The following is a 20,185-nucleotide window of genomic DNA, read 5'->3' as shown; positions in this document are numbered from 1 at the left end:
CTTCGGTCACAGTGCTGCGGCCCGGCTCACGAGCGAGCCCGCAGGGGAGCGATGACGCCTTCGGCGAACTCGTTGAGCATGGCCAGCTCCTCGTCCTGTTCGAAGTAGCCGACGTGGTGCCACAGGAAGAACTCGGTGACGCCGAACTCCTCGTGCAACGAGGCGACGTGGTCGAGTTCCTCCTCCCGGCTACCACGCCACACGCGTCCCATCGGCACGACATAGGGGGGTGCGTTGTAGGCCCAGTTGAACAGCTCTTCAAAGCCGGCATACAGGTCGGCGGCCTCGGCTGGGGTGCGGCCCATCGTGAGGTGACCGCCGATCGCCAGCGCATCTGCCGCCGTGGTCTCACGCCCCGAGTTGTGGGCTTCTTCGAGATAGATGCCGAGCGCTGTGCCGATGAACCTCTGCCGCTCGGGTGCGACGAAGCTGACCATCTTGCCGCCCTCGCGAGCCCAGAACTTTGACGTCTCCATGCTGTAGCTGAACGGTGCGTACACCGGCGGGTGCGGTTGCTGCAGCGGCCGGGGAACAATGCCGATCTCCCTCAGTGTCTTGTTCTCGTCGACCGCAGTCGGGTCGAAGTCGTCGGTGGGCGGGAAGTGCCACTCCATCTCGGGCGGGGCCTGCCAGAACTCGCCTTGGATGGATACCTTCTCCTGGGTCCACAGCGACTTGATGAGGTGCCAGTTCTCATACAGCGCACGGCGGTTGCGCTGGTCCGACTCGGACTTGTCGGATTCGGTGGAGGTGATGCCCAAGTGCTGGCCGAACGTTCCCGTCCAGCGAGGAGTGTTGCCACGTGAGAACCCCACAAACGTTCGCCCACCGGTGAAGTGATCGAGCATGGCGATGTTCTCGGCGAGCTGGATCGGATTGACGGCGGTGAGGTTCATGCCGAGCTGGCCGACCCGCATGCGCTCGGTGTGCTGGGCCACGAAGTAGTCCCAGAACAGCGGGTTCGTGGTGGTCTCGATGCCTTCCACCTGCAGGTGCTGCTCCGTCATGGCGAAGCCGTCGTAGCCCACCGACTCGGCGAACTGCATCTGGGTCCGCACGTGGTCCATGAGCGTCTGCCAGCGATCCGGCATCGATCCGGCGAGGCCGATTTGCTCGCCGCGACGGCGCATGTAGGGCACCACCAGGATCGTGAAGCGGAAGTCGGTCATCGGGATTGAGGGTCCTTTCGCCGCGCGGCGCTTGGCAGGAGCGAGCGCACAGACTGCAACACTAGGAAACTGGCTGACGCAGGAATTGACGTCGTCGCCATCGTCCGAGCGCGGAAGGAACCGCCACATGCCCAAGTTCGAACCCGTTGAGGGGCGGGGTCTGCATCCCATCGAGAATGCGCCGATTGCCGAAATCCGAGCCCTCCAGCTGGAACGCTTGAAGTGGAGCCTGGCGCACGCCTATGCCCACGTGCCCGCGTACCAGCAGCTGTTCGACCAGGCGGGCGTGCAACCCTCGGACCTGCGAACCCTTGAATATCTGCAGCGCTTCCCGTTCACCTCCAAGACGGAGTTGCGCGAGAACTATCCGTTCGGGATGTTCGCCGTGCCCCGGGAACAGGTGCTGAGGGTGCATGCCTCATCGGGCACCACGGGCAAGCCGACCGTCGTGGGCTATACCCAGTCCGACCTCGACATGTGGTCTCATGTGTTCCAGCGCTCGCTGTGCGCTGCCGGCGCGCGGCCCGGCGATGTCGTGCATGTCGCGTACGGCTATGGCTTGTTCACCGGCGGGCTGGGCGCTCACTACGGCGCGGAGCAGTACGGCTGCACGGTGGTGCCGGCGTCGGTCGGCCAGACCGCTCGACAGGTGCAGTTGCTCGTGGACTTCGACGCCGACGTGCTGTGTGCGACGCCGTCGTATGCCCTCGTGGTGGCCGACGAGTTCCGTAAGCAGGGCATCGACCCGGCTTCGACGTCGCTGCGGGTCGGCATCTTCGGCGCGGAGCCGTGGTCGGAGGCGATGCGGGCCGAGCTTGAGGACGCGTTCGGAATCGACGCCGTGGACATCTACGGCCTCTCGGAGGTCATCGGCGGCGGCGTGGCGAATGAGTGCGTCGAGACGAAGGACGGTCCGACGATCTGGGAGGACCACTTCTATCCCGAGATCGTCGATCCCGATTCGGGCGAGGTCTTGGGTGAGGGCGAGACCGGCGAGCTGGTGTTCACGTCGCTGACCAAGGTCGCGATGCCGGTGATTCGGTACCGCACCCGCGATATCTGCTCGCTGCAACCTGGCACCGCCCGCTCGATGCGTCGCATGGGACGGGTTGCCGCCCGCAGTGACGACATGCTCATCATTCGCGGCGTCAACGTGTTCCCCAGCCAGTTCGAGGAGCTGGTGTCGTCGAACCCCCACCTCACGCCGCACTTCGTGCTCGAGGTGCATCAGCGCGGCCGCCTCGAAGGCATCACTGCCGTCCTGGAACCGAAGCCCGACGCTGGCGATCACGAAGCGATCGCTGCGGAGTTCGCAAGCACTGTGCGTCAGCGCATCGGCATAGCCGTGGATGTGCGCACGGTGGCGCCCGAGACGATCGAGCGCTCGGCGGGCAAGGCGATGCGAGTGCGCGACCTGCGGGGCTAACGGCTCAGCGCCGCGCTGAGGCTTCCGCCCCTCAGAGCGGCTCAGTGTCCTCGCTGAGGATGTCGAGGTATTCCGTGTACACGAAGACGCGATCTCGCGCACGTCCGGTTACTTCGCGTGCCACGCCTAGCCGACACAGCCGACTGAGTGCTGTGGCGACGGTGGGCCGCGAGAGGCCAGTCTGATCGGCGATCCGGTTGATGTTGGTGACGGGACGCTCGCCCAGCGCGCGCAAGACACGCAGTGTGCTACTGGTGGTATGAGCCGCCTGTTGCACTCGTGCTAGGTCTCGGTCGGTGACTTCGGCGATCCTCCGAGCCGTTTCGACTGCTGAGTTGGCGGCGACAGTCACCGCATCAAGAAAGAACAAGAGCCACTCTTCCCAATCGCCGCGTGTTCGAACGGCGTCGAGCAGTTCGTAGTACCGCGAGCGCTCCTGCTTGAGGTAGAGGCTGAGGTAGAGCGCCGGCGTGGTGATGGCACCTCGATCCAGCAAGATGAGCAAGATCAGCATCCGGCCGACACGCCCATTGCCGTCCAAGAAGGGATGGATGGTCTCGAATTGGACGTGTGCCAGTCCAGCTCGCACGAGTGGAGGAAGCCCGTCTTCGGCGTGGAGGTACTTCTCCAGCTCGGATATTGCCTCGGCTGCCTGCTCGTGCGGCGGCGGCACGTAGTGGGCTTCGCCGGGTCGCCTGCCCCCGATCCAATTCTGTGACTTGCGGAACTCACCAGGAAGCTTGTCGGCGCCCCGCGTGCCTGTCAGCAGGATCTCGTGAATCGCTCGCAACAAGCGATTGCACAGCGGCAAGCCGTCCGGGCTTGCCATCTGCCCGCGGGCGTGATCGAACGCACGCACGTAGTTGGAAACCTCGATCACGTCGTCGAAGGGAACGCCAGTGGCTTCGTCGATCTCGTAACTCATGAGGTTCGACAGCGTTGACTGGGTGCCTTCGATCTGCGAGCTCAGTACTGCCTCCTTGCGGATGTAGGAGTACAGCAGCAGTCCTTCGTTCTGCAGCAGCGGGGCCGCTCCGTCGAGGCGGCCGAGTGCATTGGCTGCGTCGTTCAGTGCGTTGATCAACGTCAAGTCGAAGCGCAGGGGCGGGTCGGGCGGCAGCGGACGCGGCACGAACGCTTGCACTTCCTCGTCGCCGTAGGGCGTCGATACGTAGTGCCCCGTAATGTGGTTCATGTCGACGCCCCTTCGTGGATGCATGCATCAGCATAGAAGATGTGAAAAATTTGACAAAATACTTTCGTAGCGGCTGCGCTTATGAACGAAGTCTTCATTAGCCCGAGTCCTAAGAAAATAACAATCAATAATTTTCGTTAACTTCCGACGTGCGAAAGTTCCTTGCGTAGGTGGGGGTCTCGGCACCTCGTCGTGCTGAACTGACGGAGCGCCTTGATTTCGCTCGTCACAACGAGAGGATCGCTATCGGGCTACGGTGCGCCTGCTGCGGGTCGGGTCCACAGCAGCAGGCCCGGCGCAGCCTTGTTCGGCCGCTGGGCGGCTGCACAGGCACAGTCGAAGGAGACAGCCATGAGCTTTGTGGAGATGCGGCGCTACCGGCTGAAGGTGGGCGCACCCGACCGCTGGGTCAAGGAGTACTTCGAGAAGGGCTACGAGGCACAGCGCAAGTACCTCGGCGAGCCGGTCGGCTACTACACGACCGAGTTCGGCGGCATCAACGAGATCATCCACATGTGGCGCTACGACACGCTCGAGGAGCGGGCCCAGAAGCGCAAAGCGCTCTTCGAAGACGCCCAGTGGCTGGAGTTCGTCAAGGAGATCGCGCCGCTGGTCGAGACGCAGGAAAACGCCATCCTGCGCGACATCTTCGAGACCTGAGCAGGCGACGGCGAGGGGTCGGTCCGAAGTCGGACTGGTTCCAAACCGCTGCATCGGTCTGCACCGACGCCCTGAACTGACAGCTTGAGACACTGACCCGAGACGGGAGCACACATCCATGCCGAACAACATGATGGACAAATGGGCGGCTGGCGACGAGACGCTGGGCACGTGGCTCTCCATGGCTTCCAGCCACTCGGCCGAGATCGCCGGGCGTGCTGGTTTCGACTACGTCTGCGTGGACATGCAGCACGGCGTTGCCGACTACCAGGTCGCGGTGGAGATGATGCAAGCCACCGAGATGAGTGGCGGCACGCCCATCGTGCGGGTGCCGTGGAATGAGCCCGGCATCATCGGGCGGGTGCTCGATGCCGGCGCACGGGGCGTGGTTGTCCCGATGGTGAACTCGGTCGCCGAGGCGCAAGCAGCGGTCACAGCCTGCAAGTACCCGCCGCTGGGCGCCCGCAGCTTCGGCCCGGTGCTCGTGGCTGCACGGGCCGTAGCGGGGGAGAACTACTTCGAGGTCGCGAACACGACCACGGCCTGTATTCCCATGATCGAGACCCGCCAGGCGGTCGAGGCCCTCGACGACATCTTGGCGATCGAGGGCGTCGATGCGATCTACGTCGGCCCTGCCGACCTGTCGATCAGCTACGGCTACGGACCCGGCTACACCGATGACCATGCCGACTACAAGGCGGCGCTGGAGCACATCGCCGAGCGGTGCGCCGCGCACGGCGTGGTGGCCGGCATCCACTCGACGGCTTCGCTGTCGGCCGACCGCCGCGGCAAGGGCTTCCGCATGCAGACGGTCGCGGGCGACGCCATGGCACTCGGCCGCGGCATGGCCCGCGACCTGCGCACCGCCCGCGAGTCCGGCGTCGCCGAGGCCACCAGCGGAGCCGACTCCAAGATCTACTGAACCTTGCAGCGCCCCGAGGCGGCGACCGTCGTCAGGCCGTAGGCGGGGCCGATTCGTCGTCTTCGAGATCCACTGATTCGTCGCGATGAACGAGTTCCTTGGCTCGCCGAGCCGATTGAGGCGCTTGTCGCGGCAACGCCACGCGTTGCCAAGCGACCAGTCCCCTTCGCGCCGCTGGCCGCCGCGCGACCGGCTGCAGCTGCTTGGTCGGCGGTCAGTCGGCCGACAGCCGATGCTGAACCCGCAACGAACTTGCCCGCGTTCGCCGTGCCGCCCGCGACGGCGCGGCCGCTGTCGGTAGCGAGACTCCCGATGGCATCGCCAATGGCAATGGCTTGCTGGGAGACTTGGCGGGCGACTGTGGCCGCATCTTCCTTGACGAATTTGCTGATCGCATCCAGCGTGACGTCCTTGGTGGCGGTGTGCGCGAGCACTCCTGCGGTGACACCTACGAGCAACGCAACCCCAGCAGGCCCGCCTGCGACGCCGACAAGTGCCACGGCACCCAAGCTGGATCCGTTCGCGAACGCGCCCTTGAGCCCACCCTCGGCAAGTTCGGCGTACTCGTTCGAGGAATTCGCCTTGTGAAATGCGCGCGCCAAGGCAACGATCGACACCGGCATCAGTAGCGGGTTCACACTGACGGCGGCCGACATGCCAATGCCTGCCGCGAGCCTCGCAAATGTCTCGGTGTCGGCTCGATTCCAGCCGAAGATCACCGAAACCACGCCGACGGTTCCTCCCAGAAGGTCGCCGGCGTCGTAGGTGTTCAGGTCGTAGAACCACTTCTTGGGTATGCCGAAACTTGAGTCCAGCGAAGCTGCAACGGCGTCAAAGGTCTCCTTGTCCCAAGTGGCGAGCGGCAGTCCCCGCGGCGTCGACACGTCTCGCAGTAGGCCCTGGATCGCGCCAAGCGCTTCCTGGATGAGGGAGTCGTCTGGGGATGCGTTGTGGGACGCCTTGAATGCCCCGAAGATCGTGTGTCCGCCATCGAAGAGCCGGTGGTAGCTGCCGCCGACGCCGCTCTCGATGAACGCAGTATCCATCGCCTTGTCGAAGATGGTCGGAGCGCCCTTGACGGCGGCAGCGACGATTTCGTTGACGGTCGTCGACAGGTCACTGGCCACGAGCGCTTGTGCAGATGAGAACGCCTGCGCGGTGGCTGCACTGGTCGAATCGAACACCCATCGAGCGCTCTTGCCGACGGCTTGTCCACCGGCAACACTCGCTTTGGCGGTTGCACTGCCGACCGCTTGCGCTGCTGATGCACCAGTTGTCACTGCAGTCTTGGCGCTATTGCCGATGGCCCGAGCTGTCGACACTCCGGCCGAGCCGACAACCTCGGCCGCCTCTTGGCTTCCGGAGACTGTCGCATCGGCCGCCTGCTTGCCGGTGGCAAGTGCGGTGTCAGCAAGACGCTTGAGACGTCCGGCTTCGTCATTCTCGAACTCTGGTTCGGCCGGAGAAGCGGGGTCCGGCGCGATCGGGTCGGGACTTTCCGAGGGTGGTCCTTCCCTTTCCGGACGGTGAGCAGCAACCTCGTTCGTGTCTGGCAGTTCCTCGTCCACCTCGTGGAGGTTAGGGCCGACGAGGTTTCTCAGATCGATTCGCAGGTGACGGGCACCTATAGCTGTAACACCCCCTCTCTACCTTGGAAATGAGAGAGGCGGCGGCCGAAGTACGGCACCGCAACCAGCGAATCCGGCCGCTATGGCGAGGGCGCTGGGCTCTGGACGAAGGGAAGAGACATGGGATCAACAACAGCCGACGGTTCAACGAACGGGCAGCTCGAGCGGAGCGGCACGGCACCTTGGGAGCGCGGCGACGACCGCGGAACTTCGGCGGATGACGCACGGCAGGCGAAGAGCACCAAGAGCGGCAAGAGGAGCGGCGATGGGCCGTCGTCGGACCGGTCGAAGGTGTGGATGCTGTTGGATCGATCGGGCTCAATGTCGGGTCGGGAGGCTGCCGTCGTCAAGGGCGTGGGTCGCTTCATCGCCGAGCAGGCGGTTGAGCCGGGCACATGCCGGCTCACGGTGGCCCAGTTCGATTCGGAAGCGCCGTTTGAGGTACTCGTCGACGACGTCTCGGTGCACAAGGCCGATCCGCACTTCCTCGAGCGGTACAAGCCGCGGGGACTGACGCCGCTGTTTGACGCTGTCGCGAGACTGATCAGTGGTGCCGACCAGCGGGTCTCCCAGCGCGCCAAGGCGGGCAAGAAGCCCGAGGATCAGACCTTGGTCATCGTCACCGATGGTCTCGAGAATGCCAGCACCGATTACTCAGCAGCCGACATCCACAACCTCATCACCAAGCGGCGGGAGCAGGGCTGGGCGTTTGTGTACATGGGCGCCAACCAGGACTCGTACTCCGAATCGGCGCGCCTGGGGTTCGACGCCCGGAGCGTGCAGAACTACGAGGCGTCCGACGAAGGCATCGACGAGGCCTTCGCGTCGGTGAGCCGTGCACAGCGAGATCGGCGCACAATGTCGTCTGTCGGGCTTGCGGCAAGTCAGGACGACTTCTTCGGCGGCGTACGCGAGGCCGAGGAAGGGATGCGTCGTCGCGGTAGCGGGGACTAGCTCCGGTCGTTGCGCTTGGCTAGCCCGGTCGCGGCGTACGGCGGCAAAGTACGATCCGCGACGGGCCTGGACAGAAGGAGGGAATATGGACGTCGACTATCCGATTATCTCCGCCGACTCGCACATCGCAGAGGCGCGCAACTGCTACACGGACTACATCGACCCGAAGTGGCGTGACGTCGCGCCGCACGTCCAGTGGACCGAAGAGCGTGGCGACGTCTACGTCATCGACGGCATGAAGCGCACCATTGACATGGGACTCATCGCCGCGGCGGGCCAGAAGCCGGAGGAGCTGAAGCGCAGCGCGGCCTACGAAGAGCTGCCGCGCAGCAGCTACGACTCGACGACGCGCACTGCCGACCAGGATCGCGACGGTGTCTCCGCCGAGGTGATCTACCCGTCAGTCGGCATGGTGCTGTGCAATCACAGCGACCCCGACTACAAGAAGGCGGCCATGGACGCCTACAACCGGTGGATCGCCGACTATTGCTCGGTCGACACCGATCGGTTGCTGGCGGTCGGGCAGACGGCGCTGCGCTCGGTGTCCGAGGCCATCGAAGACATCGAGGCCATGGCCGAAGCGGGCATGCGCGGCGTGATGATGTCCGGCAACCCGCACACCGAGTTCGACTTTGACGATCCCCGTTGGGACCCCTTCTGGCAGGCGGCGGTAGACCTGAACCTGCCGGTCTCTTGGCACATCCTGACGAGCCGCGGCCAAGGCCGGACCCGGGGCCCGAAGGCGAACGCCTTCATGACCATCATCCGGGCCAACCAGGACATCATGGGCACGCTGGTATTCGGCGGCGTGTTCGAGCGCAACCCCGGGCTGCGGGTCGTCTGCGTGGAGGCCGACGCCGGCTGGGTGCCGCACTACATGTACCGAATGGATCACGCCTACAAGCGCCACCGGTACTGGCTGCCGCCGGGACAGGAGCTCTCGAAGCTCCCGAGCGAATACTTCAGCGAGCACATCTACACCACGTTCCAGGACGACTGGGTGGCGTTCAAGATGGTGAACGACGTCAACCACCGGCGCCTGCTGTGGGCGAACGACTTTCCGCACTCGGACAGCACGTGGCCGTGGAGCCAGGAACTGCTCGACGAGCACTCCGCACACCTCACGCCTGAGCAGGCCCACGACATCCTCTGCAACAACTCGGCCGAGCTGTACGACATCGACCTGTCAAAGCTGCCGGTCGGCGGCGACCGGCTTGCAGCAGCCTCAGCCTGACCGGTAGCAAACGGGCGCCTGATCCGACGCGATCAGAGCTTGAGCGAGACCAACTCCCGTGCCCCCGCGCGCCCCAGGCGCCATCAGGCCGAGGGGTACCGTGGGCAGCGTGCGCCCCGCGCGTACGCATCCTGCGAACGAGGAGCCCTCAATAGCCATGAAGAGCCACGAAGTCGACTACGAAGTCTTCGGCGATGACATGCAATTCGTCGAGGTCGAACTCGATCCCGGCGAGACCGTTGTCGGCGAGGCCGGCACGATGATGTTCATCGAAGACGGCATCTCGTTCGAGTCGGTCATGGGCGATGGGTCCGAGCCTGACTCAGGGATGTGGGGCAAGCTCAAGGGCGCCGGCAAGCGTGTCATCTCCGGTGAGTCGCTGTACCTCACCCACTTCACCAACACAGAGGCCGCCGGCAAGGCCAAGGTCGGATTCGCAGCGGGCTATCCAGGCAAGATCATCCCAGTGGATCTCGCGGAGATGGGCGGCGAGATCATCGCCCAGCGTGACGCATTCCTGTGCGCGGCGATGGGCACCAAGCTCGACATCGCGTGGCAGCGCGGCGTCGGCACCGGGCTGTTCGGCGGCGAGGGCTTCATCCTCCAGCGCTTGACGGGTGACGGGATGACCTTCCTGCACGCTGGCGGCTCCATCAAGGCCGTCCAGTTGAACAACCAGACCGTCAGGCTCGACACTGGCTGCCTCGTCGCACTGCAACCGTCGCTCAAGTACACGATCGAGCGGGCGGGCAACCTCAAGTCGATGTTCTTCGGTGGGGAGGGCTTGTTCCTGGCGACCGTGTCGGGCACCGGCTGGGTGTGGCTGCAGTCACTGCCGTTCGAACGACTGGCGTCTCGGGTGCTCGCCAACGCAGCGGGACCGATGTCGGACGACTCACGCGGCTTGCTCTCGGGTCTGTTGGAGCGCAACTAACGCCGCACAGCGCTCTCACCGGCTGCCCGGTTCGTGTAGTCGCCATAGGGTCACGGCCATGCAGTTGACGTCGGGCCACATCAACGTCGACGACCTTGCCGACGCGCAGGAGGCGTATCACTCACGCGGCTGGACAGACGGCCTGCCGGTGGTGCCCCCCACCGCCGACGCAGTGGCGGCTTGCTTGGAGTGGGCGATGCTGGCGCCGGACCACCTCATCGGCATCGAGCCCGTGAGAGCCCGAGCAATCACCGCAGAGAAGGCCGCCATCAACGCCGTGATGGCGGGCTGCCTGCCCCCGCACTTTCCGGTCGTGGTCACGGCGCTCACCGCCATGCTGGAGCCGGAATTCGGCCTCCACGGGCCAACGGCCTCCACCGGCGGTTGCGCCGTGCTGCTGATCGTGAACGGCCCCATCAGGCACGAGCTGGCGATGGATGCCACCTTCAGCGTGCTCGGGGGAGCCGACCGGTCACGGGCGGTCATCGGCCGGGCGGTGCGCCTCGTGCTGGCAAATGTGCTCGACGTGCGGCCGGGCGGAATCGACCGCTCGACGCTGGGCCACCCCGGCAAGCTCGGCTACTGCATCGCGGAAGACGAGGAAGCAACCGGATGGGTGTCGCTGGGCGACCAGCGGCTCGGCACCACGACCGTAGAACGCGGCCAAGTGTCGTCAGTGACGGCGGTGGCCTCGATGGCGCCCCGCCAGATCATGAACGAGTGGACGACCGACCCGGCCGAGCTGTGCCAGACCATCGCCGCTGAGATCCGGGCCAACCAGCTCAACTACTCCATCTGGCCCGGCAACTACGCAGTGGTGCTGCCGCCGCAGCTGCGCGAGCACTTTGACACGGCTGGCTGGTCGAAGGACGACATCGCGAGCTGCGTTCACGAGCGAGCGCGCGTGCGCCGGGGGGACTGGGCCGCCGTCGGCAAGGGTGCGGTCGTCAAGGACCGGGCCGAGCGCGAGTACCCGGCGCTTGAGGCACCCGAAGACCTCTTGATCGTCGCTGCGGGAGGACCTGCGGGTGGCTTCGCCGCTGTCATCCCGCCTTGGTTGGGCACCCGCAGCCACGCCGCCACAGTCGCAGTCGGTGCTTGCGTGGACTGCGAAATGCGCTGAACCTGTAACCCGCTACCCAACCGACCGTCCATCGCGCAAGACTCGCAATATGAAGGACAATTCCGGCCCGCAGCAGCCGAAGCACGCCTACGGCGGTTTGCTCACCGAACTGCCGGAGGACTACCTGGCATCAGTCGAGGACTACCACCGGCTGGCGTATGCGGTGGTCGGCGAGGCGCGACGTGTCGCAACAGGACGGTTCGGTCTGCGGAGCCTGGCTGAAGGTTTCGGCACCCCAATCTTCGATGTCCCCATGGGCCGAGCCGGTGAGATGGAGTGCCGCGTGTGGATCGCTGGCGACGAGCTGCACGCGGAAGAGGGCGGCGTGCCGCGCAGCATCCACATCACGACGCTGGCGGCGGCAGCAGCTTTCGTGGGTGTCGCACCGGGGACGGAAGCTCGAGAGCACGACAGTCCTGAGCTTGGTGATGCCGAGCGCTGGCTGCGCGTCAGTCCCGAGGTGGGTGCACATCTGGTGTCGTGGTTCAGACTTGGCAACGACGTCTTGGAACAGCTGCGGGCATTGCCTGGCGCCGTTGACGCCGACGAGGTTCAGCTGTGGCCCGGGCACCTCGACATCGCAACAGCAATCGGCGATGCCGAAGGCGGAACCCGAGCCACATTCGGCCTGTCTCCGGGCGACGCAGCCCATCGGTACCCCTATGCATACGTCGGACCATGGGGCGAGGTGGATGGCGCCGACCCCTATTGGAATGACGCGGCGTTCGGCGGCGCCTCGCTTCCGTACAGCGAGATGCTCGGAACTGCGAATCCCGCCGACGCGGCGTTCGAGTTCTTGTTTGCGGGCTACGACAGCATCAACGGCTGACCTGCCAACCAGAGTGGCCAGTCCGGCGCAGAGCATGCCGGTCGGGGCGATCCTCGTGGCAGCATGTACTCAGCCGGGTGCCAGCGGGAGCGCGGTGCCGCCCAAGGAGGCGTGACGTGGAAATACTGAACCCGACCCACGAGCAAGACCCTGCGGGGTTCGCGGCGCCGGCAAGGCTCGCCACCCTGAAGGGCGCCACTATCGGCATCATCTCCAACGGCAAGGAGAACACCAAGCCGTTCTTTGAACATGTCGAGCGTCTGCTGCGCGACCGCCATGGCGTGGCCAAGGTGGTCTGGAGGATCAAACTCAACTACAGCGCGCCCGCGCAGCACGAACTGCTCACCGAGGCAATGGGCTGGGATGCCGTACTGGCCGGCGTCGGCGACTGAGGCAGCTGTTCGTCGTGCAGTCTGCACGACGCCGTCGCAGTCGAGCGGGTCGGAGTTCCCGCCGTCAGCGTCATGACCAGCGCCTTTGTGGATGCGGCCGAGTTGATGGCCCGGGTCCAGGGCGTGCCTGAGCACCCGTTCACGATCATCGAGCACCCAATTGCGAGTGCTGACGGTTCAGGACTCGAGGCTCGCGCCGAAGCAGCCGTCTCGCAGGCTGTTGAGGTCCTGCTTGCCCACTAGCGTCAGGCCACTCCCGCCCTCCGGCGGACCGAACTGCGATTCGCTCCAGGTGGAGCCAACGAACTTCTGGAGCAGCTGATCATGGTGCAACCCATTCCTGACGACTACCCACGTGTCTCCCCGACACTCAGCGTCGACGGCGCCGCCGAGGCGATCGACTTTTACATCAACGTCTTGGGCATGACCGAACGGATGCGCATCGACATGGGCGGCAAGATCGGTCATTCCGAGCTGGCGCTGGGCGATTCGCTCATCATGGTGGCCGACGAGTTCCCCGAAATGGGATTCGTTGGGCCCAAGAGTCTCGGTGGGACGCCGGTCCACATGACTGTCTATGTGGAAGACGTGGACGCCATTTTCGCTGCAGCACTGGAGGCAGGCGCCTCCGAACTGCGTTCCGTCGAGGACCAGTTCTATGGCGACCGATCCGGGCAATTCGAGGATCCGTGGGGCCACGCCTGGAACGTCATGACGCACGTCGAGGACGTTGATCCTGAAGAAATGGCGCGCCGGTCCGAAGCAGCCATGGCCGAGATGTCGGAAGGCTGACGGTTCCCACCCAGCACTTGGCCGACAGCCTCAGCCTGGGAACAGACCGACGGGGCGAGTTGCCGATCATCCCCCTGAGGCCGCGGCCACCGGACGCGGCAGCCGCAGAGTTGCCGATCTCGTTCGCAGGCCAGATGCGGCCCAGAAATCCCGAATTCGGGTCTCGTGCGGACATAGAGTCACTGGCCGTACGTTGCATGCATCAGTCGCATGCACTTTCATCAAGGACTTCAACATGCAGATGCAGAGCGATGCTGCAACAGCAGCGTCACCGCCGCTCTTCGGCCAATTTCTTGAACGATGGTCAGAGGAGTTCTATTTCCTCTTCCGACTCTTCTTCGCGTTCTTCGCATTCCTGCACGGGATCCAGAAGGCGTTCCTGCTCTGGGGCTTTCCCGCCGACCATCCGCTGGGCGTCAAGGTCGACATCGCCGGCTGGGTCGAATTCATTGCCGCGATCCTGATCGCGACGGGTGTCTTGACCCGTCTTGGGGCGGGCGCGCTGGTCGTGCAGATGATCTGGGCCTATTTCGACGTGCACGCCCCGAATGGCATCTGGCCGCACATCTTCCCGGCAGGGGCGGGTTTCGGCGGCCACGGAGGCGAGGTGCCGCTGCTGTGGTTCGCCATCGCCGGCATCATCGGTGTCCTGGGCGCCCGCAAGTACAGCCTTGAGCGCAAGCTCCTCGGACGCGAACTGCTGTAGCCAACCCGCACCCAGATCCATCGTCACATCACCAAGCGCTACAGCGCGCCCTCGTCGCGTCCAGCCTCCGCGTCCCGGACCTGGGAGTGGTTTGCGTTGGCGACACAATATATGGCGCAATATATTGTGGTTTCATGAAGCAGACGACGATCTACCTGCCCGACGATCTCAAGGTACGACTTGAGAGCGCCGCCGCCGAATCGCGTTGTTCTGAGGCCGCCATTGTGCGCGAGGCCTTGACAGAGGCTCTCGCACGGCGCGAGGCGCGGCCGACGACCCCATTGTTCAGCGAAGGCTGGGGTGATCCCGATATCGCTGAGAACGTCGACGAGCACTTGGCGCGAACCGGCTTCGGCACGTGATCGTTGATACCAGCGTCTTGCTGGCGGCTTTCGTGCCGGACCAGCGAATGCATGAACCGTGCGCCCGAGCGCTTTCCGTGGGCCGTCCCCTGCTGATTTCGCCGTTCGTCCTTGCCGAGCTCGACTATCTCACGGCCCGCATCGCCGGGGTTGACGCTGAACTAGCCGTGCTTGATGAGATGTCGTCGGGTCCGTACGAGATCGCTGGATTCGATGCGATCGATCTCATGCGAGCGCACGCCGTCATCGAGCGGTATCGCGATCTGCCCCTAGGCCTGACTGATGCCTCATTGGTAGTGCTCGCCGACAAGCACGACGAAGACGCAATTGCGACGCTCGACGAGCGTCACTTCCGTGTCGTCCAATCACTGCGCGGCAAGCCGTTCCGCATCCTTCCCGCTGATGCCGAGCTCTGAAGACGACATCGCTAACCCGATCCGATTGTCTCGTCTAGCTTGCCTTTCGATTGTTGGCCTCCGGAGTGTGGGCAGTGCGCGAGTACGTAGTGTTCGATCTTGAGGCCAATGCGGATCGCTCGGACCCGCCGGCCCATGAGATCATCGAGATCGGGGCCGTGCTCGTCGTCGACGGCGTCGAAGCCGACGACTTCGCAACGTTGGTGAGACCAACCCGACCGTTGCGCTCCCATACCCGGGAACTGACGGGCTTGACAGACACGGATCTAGAGCAGGCGCCGACGCTTGCTGAGGCGCTGCCGCGCTTCACCGCATTCGTTGGCGACCGTCCAATTCTGGCTCATAACGGATTCGGCTACGACTACCCGTTGCTCGATGCGGCTGCTGAGCAGTCGGAGCTCCCGTTGATCGGTGGCCAACGTCTCGACACGTTGGAGTTGGCACACCTCGCGCTCCCGAGGGCCGGTCGGGAAATGACGATTGGAAGTGATGACAGCAAGCCCCCGCGTGGGCGAAGCCTCGACGATCTGGCGGAACGGCTCTTGGGGCGTACCGCCCGTTCCGAGCACCGGGCGCTCGGTGATGCCCGTCTGCTTGCTGATGTGCTGAGCCAGCTGCTTGCGTCGATGAACGAAGCGTCCCGGCCTCGCCGCCTTCAACGCTGGGTGCTGCACGTGACCGCCCACCCATGGTCCGCATTCCTTGACGCCGAATCCGACCTGCCCTCGCTGGCCTTGACCATCCCGGTGCCCAAGCAACGGCAACGACCCGAACCGACACGCAGATTCGATCCAGAAGCCATCGCGGGCATGCTCGACGACGGCGGAGCGCTGATGTCGCACGGTCGCTCACCACGCGCGCAGCAAGTCGAAATGGCTCGCTTGGTGGCGTTGGCGCTGTTCAATGGCGAACCCAGGATCATCGAAGCCCCGACGGGCACGGGCAAGACCCTCGCGTATCTCGCACCCGCGATCGAATACGCCCGCGCCAGCGGCGCAACGGTCGCGCTTGCCCCGCATTCCAAGGTGCTTCAGGATCAGATCGCGCACTCCCTCGAGGAACTGAAATCGCTCTTGGCACCCTTCAACTGGATTCTGCTCAAGGGCAGGGGCAACTACATCGACGTGGCCGCGCTGGAGAGTGAGCTTCGCGAGTTGGATATTCGAGGTGATCACTCCGGCAACGCACAGGATGTGGTCGCGGGCAGCACCTCGCCGCCGGGGCACGATTCCGATCACAGTGCAGGCTCGCCTCGGGCAGTTCGCGGCCTCGCGCTCGCGGTCCTGAGCGGTTGGGTCTCGCAAACGCCGACGGGCGATTGGGATGACCTGAACACGTGGGCGCTGGGCAGCGGCTTTCGGAACGTCATGTCCAGTCTTCAATTTGTGCTCTCGGTGAGCGAGCGGCCGGGTCCGGCAAAGACTGACTTGGACGAGCGGTGCTTCTATCGCCGTGCTCGTGACGGGCTGCGGCATGCAGACGTGGCCGTGCTGAACCATGCACTGGTCGTGACCGATGACGAGTGGCTCGATCACGCCAAGCACCTGGTGCTCGACGAGGCGCACAATCTCGAAGACTCGGCAACCGACGCGCTGACGGCGGAGATCGGAGAGAACGAGGTCGACCAGCTCTGCGACGCAATCGCTCCGAGCGGTAGAGGGGGCGGAACGGTTGGTCGGCTCGCCCGCGCCGCCCGCTGGTCCGTACGCGACGCGCCGTTGACCGACCTGCGCCGCTGTGTCTCCGGCGTACGGGATCAGCTGCCGCGATTCGGCTCGGAGCTGTCGGCCTACCTGCGGGTGCGGACAGCAGCGAGCGCTGACGATCGTTACCCCTCGTCGTATCGAATTCGACGCGGAATCGACACCGCGCACCCAGACTACTACGTAGTGCTGCGCGAAGGGCGGTCGCTGGCGGAGGCCCTGGAGGGCATCGCCGGCGAGCTGAACGAAATCAATCTGCCGGAACAACTCGAAGGTCGCTACCGGCGCGACCGCCTCGAAGCCGAGATGCGACACCTTGGGCGCTTTGCCCGAAATGCCGCCAAGACGCTCCGCCGCGTCATCCACGCCGACGCAGGCTCCGCTAGCCCGTCCAGTCCCCAGGCTTCGGGGTACGACCGTGGCGGCGACGCGATACCCAGCGCCAGTCTCATTGCCACTCTTGAAGAGCAACAGCGCGTTGCAGTCAGTCAGATTGAGCACGTCGACGGACGCTGGACATGGCTGCTGCGACATGTGCCGCTCTCGGTAGCACCGCAGTTGCGGCAATTGTGGAATGGCCTCGAGGCCACCGTCGCAACATCGGCGACACTGCAAGTAGGCGGCAGCTTCAGTCACATCCTGAACTCACTGGGACTCGGTGCCGCCCAGACGAAGGCGCTGCCCACGCCGTTCGAAGCGCTCAGCGAACAGCATCTGCTGATCTTGGCTGACTGGCTGCCATCCCCCAGAGCACGCCTGATCGACGAGTTCACCGAGGCGGCAGGCCGCGAGACCGGACGGCTGATGCTGTTGGCGGGAGGCCGGACGATGGCGCTGTTCACTGCTCGTTCCCGCATGGAAGCGGCCCGAAACAAGCTCCGTGGCTACCTCGATGAGCACGGAGTTCCGTTGCTGGCACAAGGCGACGGGCCTGCTCCCGCGCTTGTCGCCCGGATGAGAACTGAGATGGCCACCAGCCTGCTCGCCCTGCGCTCGTTCTGGGAGGGCGTCGACATCCCCGGCGAGGCGCTGAGCTTGCTCCTCTTGGAGAAGATCCCCTTCGACTCTCCCGCAGACCCGATCTCGGGCGCTCGCATGGAAGCTGTGGAGCAGCAGGGCAAGGATGGCTTCGCCGACTATGCCGTGCCACGCGCCGCACTGAGGATGGCCCAGGGAGTAGGACGGCTGATCCGTGCGGCAGACGATCGCGGGGTGACCGTGATGCTCGACAACCGCCTGTGCCGGGCCACCTCATATGCCGATCAGATCCTCTCCACGCTGCCCGGCCCGCCCGCTCAGCATCGCGTCCGTGACCCCAAGGGCGCATACGAACTCATCTGCGGGCATCTGGACGGCATCGAGCTGACCGATGAGCTGCTGAACGCCATGGATGCAGTTCCGGTCGATGACACCCTCGCGAAGATTCGAGCGCTCGCGCTCGACGAGGATCAGGCCCGAGACGCTCGCATCGTCGAGCAGCGGCTGAACCGCGTGCGTGAGATCTTCGGCTTCGAACGATGGCGACCCGGCCAGCTCGAGACCATGCGGCGCTTCATGGCAGGCGAAGACGCTCTCTCGGTGCTGCCGACAGGATCGGGCAAATCGATCACCTACCAGATCCCGGCACTGCTGATGCCTGGCGTGACGCTTGTGCTGTCGCCGTTGATCTCGTTGATGAACGACCAAGTCGAGAACTTGCGGCGCCGTGGCATCACGGAGGTGGCGGCCATCCACAGCGGCGTGGGGCAAAGCGAATGGCGCGACATCTTGCGAGGAGCAAGCTGGGGCGACTACAAGCTGCTGTACATCAGCCCCGAACGGCTGTGGTCGCAGGAGTTCATCAGTCTGCTCTCCAACGTCGACGTTGCTCGGATTGCTATCGACGAAGCGCACTGCATCTCGCAATGGGGACACACATTCCGGCCCGAGTACGCCAGGATTCCCGAGGCAATCAAACTGCTCGGAGGGACTCCGACGAATCGTCGCCGCCGCATCGTTCGAGGCAGGGCCTCGCCAGCCGGCGATCGCCCGGCGCTGTTGGCGGTGACGGCCACCGCCAATGCCCGAGTGCGCGCTGACATCGCGGCTTCGCTGAATCTGCGGATTCGTGAGCCGACCGTGCTGTCACCAGACCGGCCCGAGATCAGCTACCACACCGAAGACTGTGCGAACCGCAGCGACCGCGATGTCCGCATCGCTCAGGTGGTGGAGGCGTTTCGCCGCCAAGCGAGCGTGGTTTATGTGCCGACCCGACGCGACGCCGAGCGCGTCAGCGGGTTGTTGCGCATTGCCGGCCACACGGTGCGCGCCTACCACGGAGGCATGGAAACAGCGGCAAGGTCGCACGTCGAGGACGCATTTCGTCATGGTGAGATCGACGTGATCGTTGCCACCAAGGCCTTCGGCATGGGCATCGACAAGCCTGACATCGCTCTGATCGTGCATTCCGAGATGCCTGCCACCATCGAGGAGTACGTCCAAGAGACCGGCAGGGCCGCCCGCGGTGCCGGTCAGCCCGGCATGCCTACCGACGGCACAGCAGTACTGCTGAGCATGCCGAAGGACTGCTCCATTCATCGAATCTTCGTTCGCAGCGCTGCGCCGTCAATCGAGCAGGTGCGAAGCATCTGGGCGAAGCTGACACCTGGCGTGGGCTCATACGTCCCAGAGGATCTCGTCGACGGCCCCGACGACGCGACCCGCGAGAGCGACGCGGAATCGGTCGCGACCTCGCTCGCCGTCCACTACTTGGCGCTCGCAAACGTTCTGAAGCGGCACCCCGACACGCCGTGGGAGGGCCGCGTCACGATTATCGACGACACCCGCAAGCGACTCGGCGAGCTGCGCCTGAGCGACGCGTCGGGCGATTCCAACACGCCGGACGCCGACAGGGTCGCGGGCCTACAGGGAGGCGCGGCAGTCGAACCGGAGTTCATTGCACGCGCTCAGCGGCTCATTGAACTGGCGGAGCAACATGACGGCCGCTACAACGCACGGCAGTGGTCGAAAGACCTCGGCCGGTCCGAGGTGGAGGTCGCGCAGGACCTACTTGAGCTTCACCACCGAGACGTCATCGGGTTCACCGTCTGGAAGTACGGATGGGTGCTTCAGCGTTCGCAGGGCGAACCGGACTGGGCAGAGGTCGAACGACAGTGCCAGCAGCGCCGCAGCGAAGTGGCTGAGAAGTCTGACCGTGCCAAGGCTTTCGCCCGCGACCGGCGCTCGTGTCGAGTCGTGGGCCTGCTGGACTATCTGGACGCGGCGGCTGGTTTGCCACAAGCTGCCGACGGCGGCTGCGGCCGTTGCGATGTGTGTACTGAGCTGCCGCGGCCTTGGGCCGACAGCCATCTCAGCGAAGCCGGGCTGCGAGAGGCGTTGCCGGTCGCTCAGTCGATCCTCGGCCTGCTGGCAGATGTCACCCCTTGGCGATACTCACGCAAGAACATCGAACGCTGCCTCGCGGGCAGCTTGTGGGGCGCCGGGACGGCGAAGTCAGATGGTGCGCATTCACGGTTGGCGAATCACCGGTTGGCAGGCCGTTTGGCGTTCCTTGGCGAACGCGATGTGCGCGCAGCGGTTGACGGGTTGGTCGAAGAAGGCCTCGTCGCTGCCGTCACCGACGAGTTCGACGGCACCTCGTACGTTCGGCTCGAACTCACGGACGACGGTTCTGAGCTCGCCGGCACCATGTAGGCCCTTCATGGTCATCGGCCCGAAGTCGCAGCGGGCGTGACGCGTTG

17 protein-coding genes are annotated in these 20,185 nt (G+C 64.8%); 14 read left to right on the top strand and 3 right to left on the bottom strand.

The features are described from left to right. Positions 1–26 precede the first annotated feature (26 nt). The gene (locus ACOCMM_RS17085; protein WP_419554330.1) at positions 27–1,169 is read right to left on the bottom strand and encodes an LLM class flavin-dependent oxidoreductase; all 1,143 of its coding nucleotides are present in this window, start codon (positions 1,167–1,169) and stop codon (positions 27–29) included. 127 nt (positions 1,170–1,296) lie between these two features. Between ACOCMM_RS17085 and ACOCMM_RS17080 the strand changes: the two genes are divergently transcribed. After that, on the top strand, positions 1,297–2,595 hold the full coding sequence (locus tag ACOCMM_RS17080) for an AMP-binding protein (RefSeq protein ID WP_419554329.1): 1,299 nt from the start codon (positions 1,297–1,299) through the stop codon (positions 2,593–2,595). A gap of 31 nt (positions 2,596–2,626) precedes the next feature. On the opposite strand, the gene ACOCMM_RS17075 is transcribed toward ACOCMM_RS17080, so the two are convergent. Further along, positions 2,627–3,790 carry a Fic family protein gene (locus ACOCMM_RS17075; protein ID WP_419554328.1) on the bottom strand — a complete coding sequence of 388 codons (1,164 nt, stop codon included), beginning with the start codon at positions 3,788–3,790 and terminating at the stop codon, positions 2,627–2,629. Between the two features lie 351 nt (positions 3,791–4,141). On the opposite strand from ACOCMM_RS17075, the gene ACOCMM_RS17070 reads away from it, so the two are divergent. Together ACOCMM_RS17070 and ACOCMM_RS17065 are read left to right on the top strand one after the other, a co-directional pair. Beyond that, positions 4,142–4,450 carry an NIPSNAP family protein gene (locus ACOCMM_RS17070; RefSeq protein ID WP_419554327.1) on the top strand — a complete coding sequence of 103 codons (309 nt, stop codon included), beginning with the start codon at positions 4,142–4,144 and terminating at the stop codon, positions 4,448–4,450. Positions 4,451–4,568: 118 nt separating this feature from the next. After that, positions 4,569–5,372 carry an HpcH/HpaI aldolase family protein gene (locus ACOCMM_RS17065; protein ID WP_419554326.1) on the top strand — a complete coding sequence of 268 codons (804 nt, stop codon included), beginning with the start codon at positions 4,569–4,571 and terminating at the stop codon, positions 5,370–5,372. Here ACOCMM_RS17065 and ACOCMM_RS17060 read toward each other — a convergent pair. Next, entirely contained in the window at positions 5,366–6,940 is a 1,575-nt protein-coding gene (locus tag ACOCMM_RS17060) for a hypothetical protein (protein ID WP_419554325.1), read from the bottom strand. The genes ACOCMM_RS17065 and ACOCMM_RS17060 overlap by 7 nt on opposite strands. 180 nt (positions 6,941–7,120) lie before the next feature. Between ACOCMM_RS17060 and ACOCMM_RS17055 the strand changes: the two genes are divergently transcribed. The 11 genes from ACOCMM_RS17055 (at position 7,121) to ACOCMM_RS17005 (ending at position 20,138) form a co-directional block, all read left to right on the top strand. Then, positions 7,121–7,954 carry a vWA domain-containing protein gene (locus tag ACOCMM_RS17055; RefSeq protein WP_419554324.1) on the top strand — a complete coding sequence of 278 codons (834 nt, stop codon included), beginning with the start codon at positions 7,121–7,123 and terminating at the stop codon, positions 7,952–7,954. A gap of 85 nt (positions 7,955–8,039) precedes the next feature. Further along, the gene (locus ACOCMM_RS17050; protein WP_419554323.1) at positions 8,040–9,188 is read left to right on the top strand and encodes an amidohydrolase family protein; all 1,149 of its coding nucleotides are present in this window, start codon (positions 8,040–8,042) and stop codon (positions 9,186–9,188) included. A 157-nt stretch (positions 9,189–9,345) separates the two neighbouring features. Then, positions 9,346–10,122, top strand: a complete 777-nt coding sequence (locus ACOCMM_RS17045; RefSeq protein WP_419554322.1) for a TIGR00266 family protein — start codon at positions 9,346–9,348, stop codon at positions 10,120–10,122. Between the two features lie 58 nt (positions 10,123–10,180). Then, positions 10,181–11,245 (top strand): hypothetical protein, encoded by a 1,065-nt coding sequence (locus ACOCMM_RS17040; RefSeq protein ID WP_419554321.1) that lies wholly within the window; start codon positions 10,181–10,183, stop codon positions 11,243–11,245. Between the two features lie 49 nt (positions 11,246–11,294). Then, positions 11,295–12,074: a hypothetical protein gene (locus tag ACOCMM_RS17035; RefSeq protein ID WP_419554320.1), complete on the top strand. Its 780-nt coding sequence runs from the start codon at positions 11,295–11,297 to the stop codon at positions 12,072–12,074. Positions 12,075–12,190: 116 nt separating this feature from the next. Next, positions 12,191–12,709: a UGSC family (seleno)protein gene (locus ACOCMM_RS17030; RefSeq protein WP_419554319.1), complete on the top strand. Its 519-nt coding sequence runs from the start codon at positions 12,191–12,193 to the stop codon at positions 12,707–12,709. Positions 12,710–12,790: 81 nt separating this feature from the next. Next, the gene (locus ACOCMM_RS17025; RefSeq protein ID WP_419554318.1) at positions 12,791–13,258 is read left to right on the top strand and encodes a VOC family protein; all 468 of its coding nucleotides are present in this window, start codon (positions 12,791–12,793) and stop codon (positions 13,256–13,258) included. Between the two features lie 235 nt (positions 13,259–13,493). Continuing rightward, positions 13,494–13,964 (top strand): DoxX family protein, encoded by a 471-nt coding sequence (locus ACOCMM_RS17020; protein ID WP_419554317.1) that lies wholly within the window; start codon positions 13,494–13,496, stop codon positions 13,962–13,964. A gap of 134 nt (positions 13,965–14,098) precedes the next feature. Further along, complete coding sequence (locus ACOCMM_RS17015) at positions 14,099–14,326, top strand: CopG family transcriptional regulator (protein ID WP_419554316.1); 228 nt, start codon at positions 14,099–14,101, stop codon at positions 14,324–14,326. Beyond that, positions 14,323–14,742: a type II toxin-antitoxin system VapC family toxin gene (locus ACOCMM_RS17010; protein WP_419554315.1), complete on the top strand. Its 420-nt coding sequence runs from the start codon at positions 14,323–14,325 to the stop codon at positions 14,740–14,742. Before ACOCMM_RS17015 ends, ACOCMM_RS17010 begins: the two co-directional genes overlap by 4 nt. A 74-nt stretch (positions 14,743–14,816) precedes the next feature. Next, the gene (locus tag ACOCMM_RS17005; protein WP_419554314.1) at positions 14,817–20,138 is read left to right on the top strand and encodes a RecQ family ATP-dependent DNA helicase; all 5,322 of its coding nucleotides are present in this window, start codon (positions 14,817–14,819) and stop codon (positions 20,136–20,138) included. The last annotated feature ends 47 nt before the right edge of the window (positions 20,139–20,185 follow it).

The organism is Candidatus Poriferisodalis sp. (assembly GCF_965198245.1).
Taxonomy (GTDB): domain Bacteria; phylum Actinomycetota; class Acidimicrobiia; order Acidimicrobiales; family Poriferisodalaceae; genus Poriferisodalis.
Note: the sequence above shows the minus strand (reverse complement) of the source record. Positions and strands in the feature narration are given on the sequence as shown.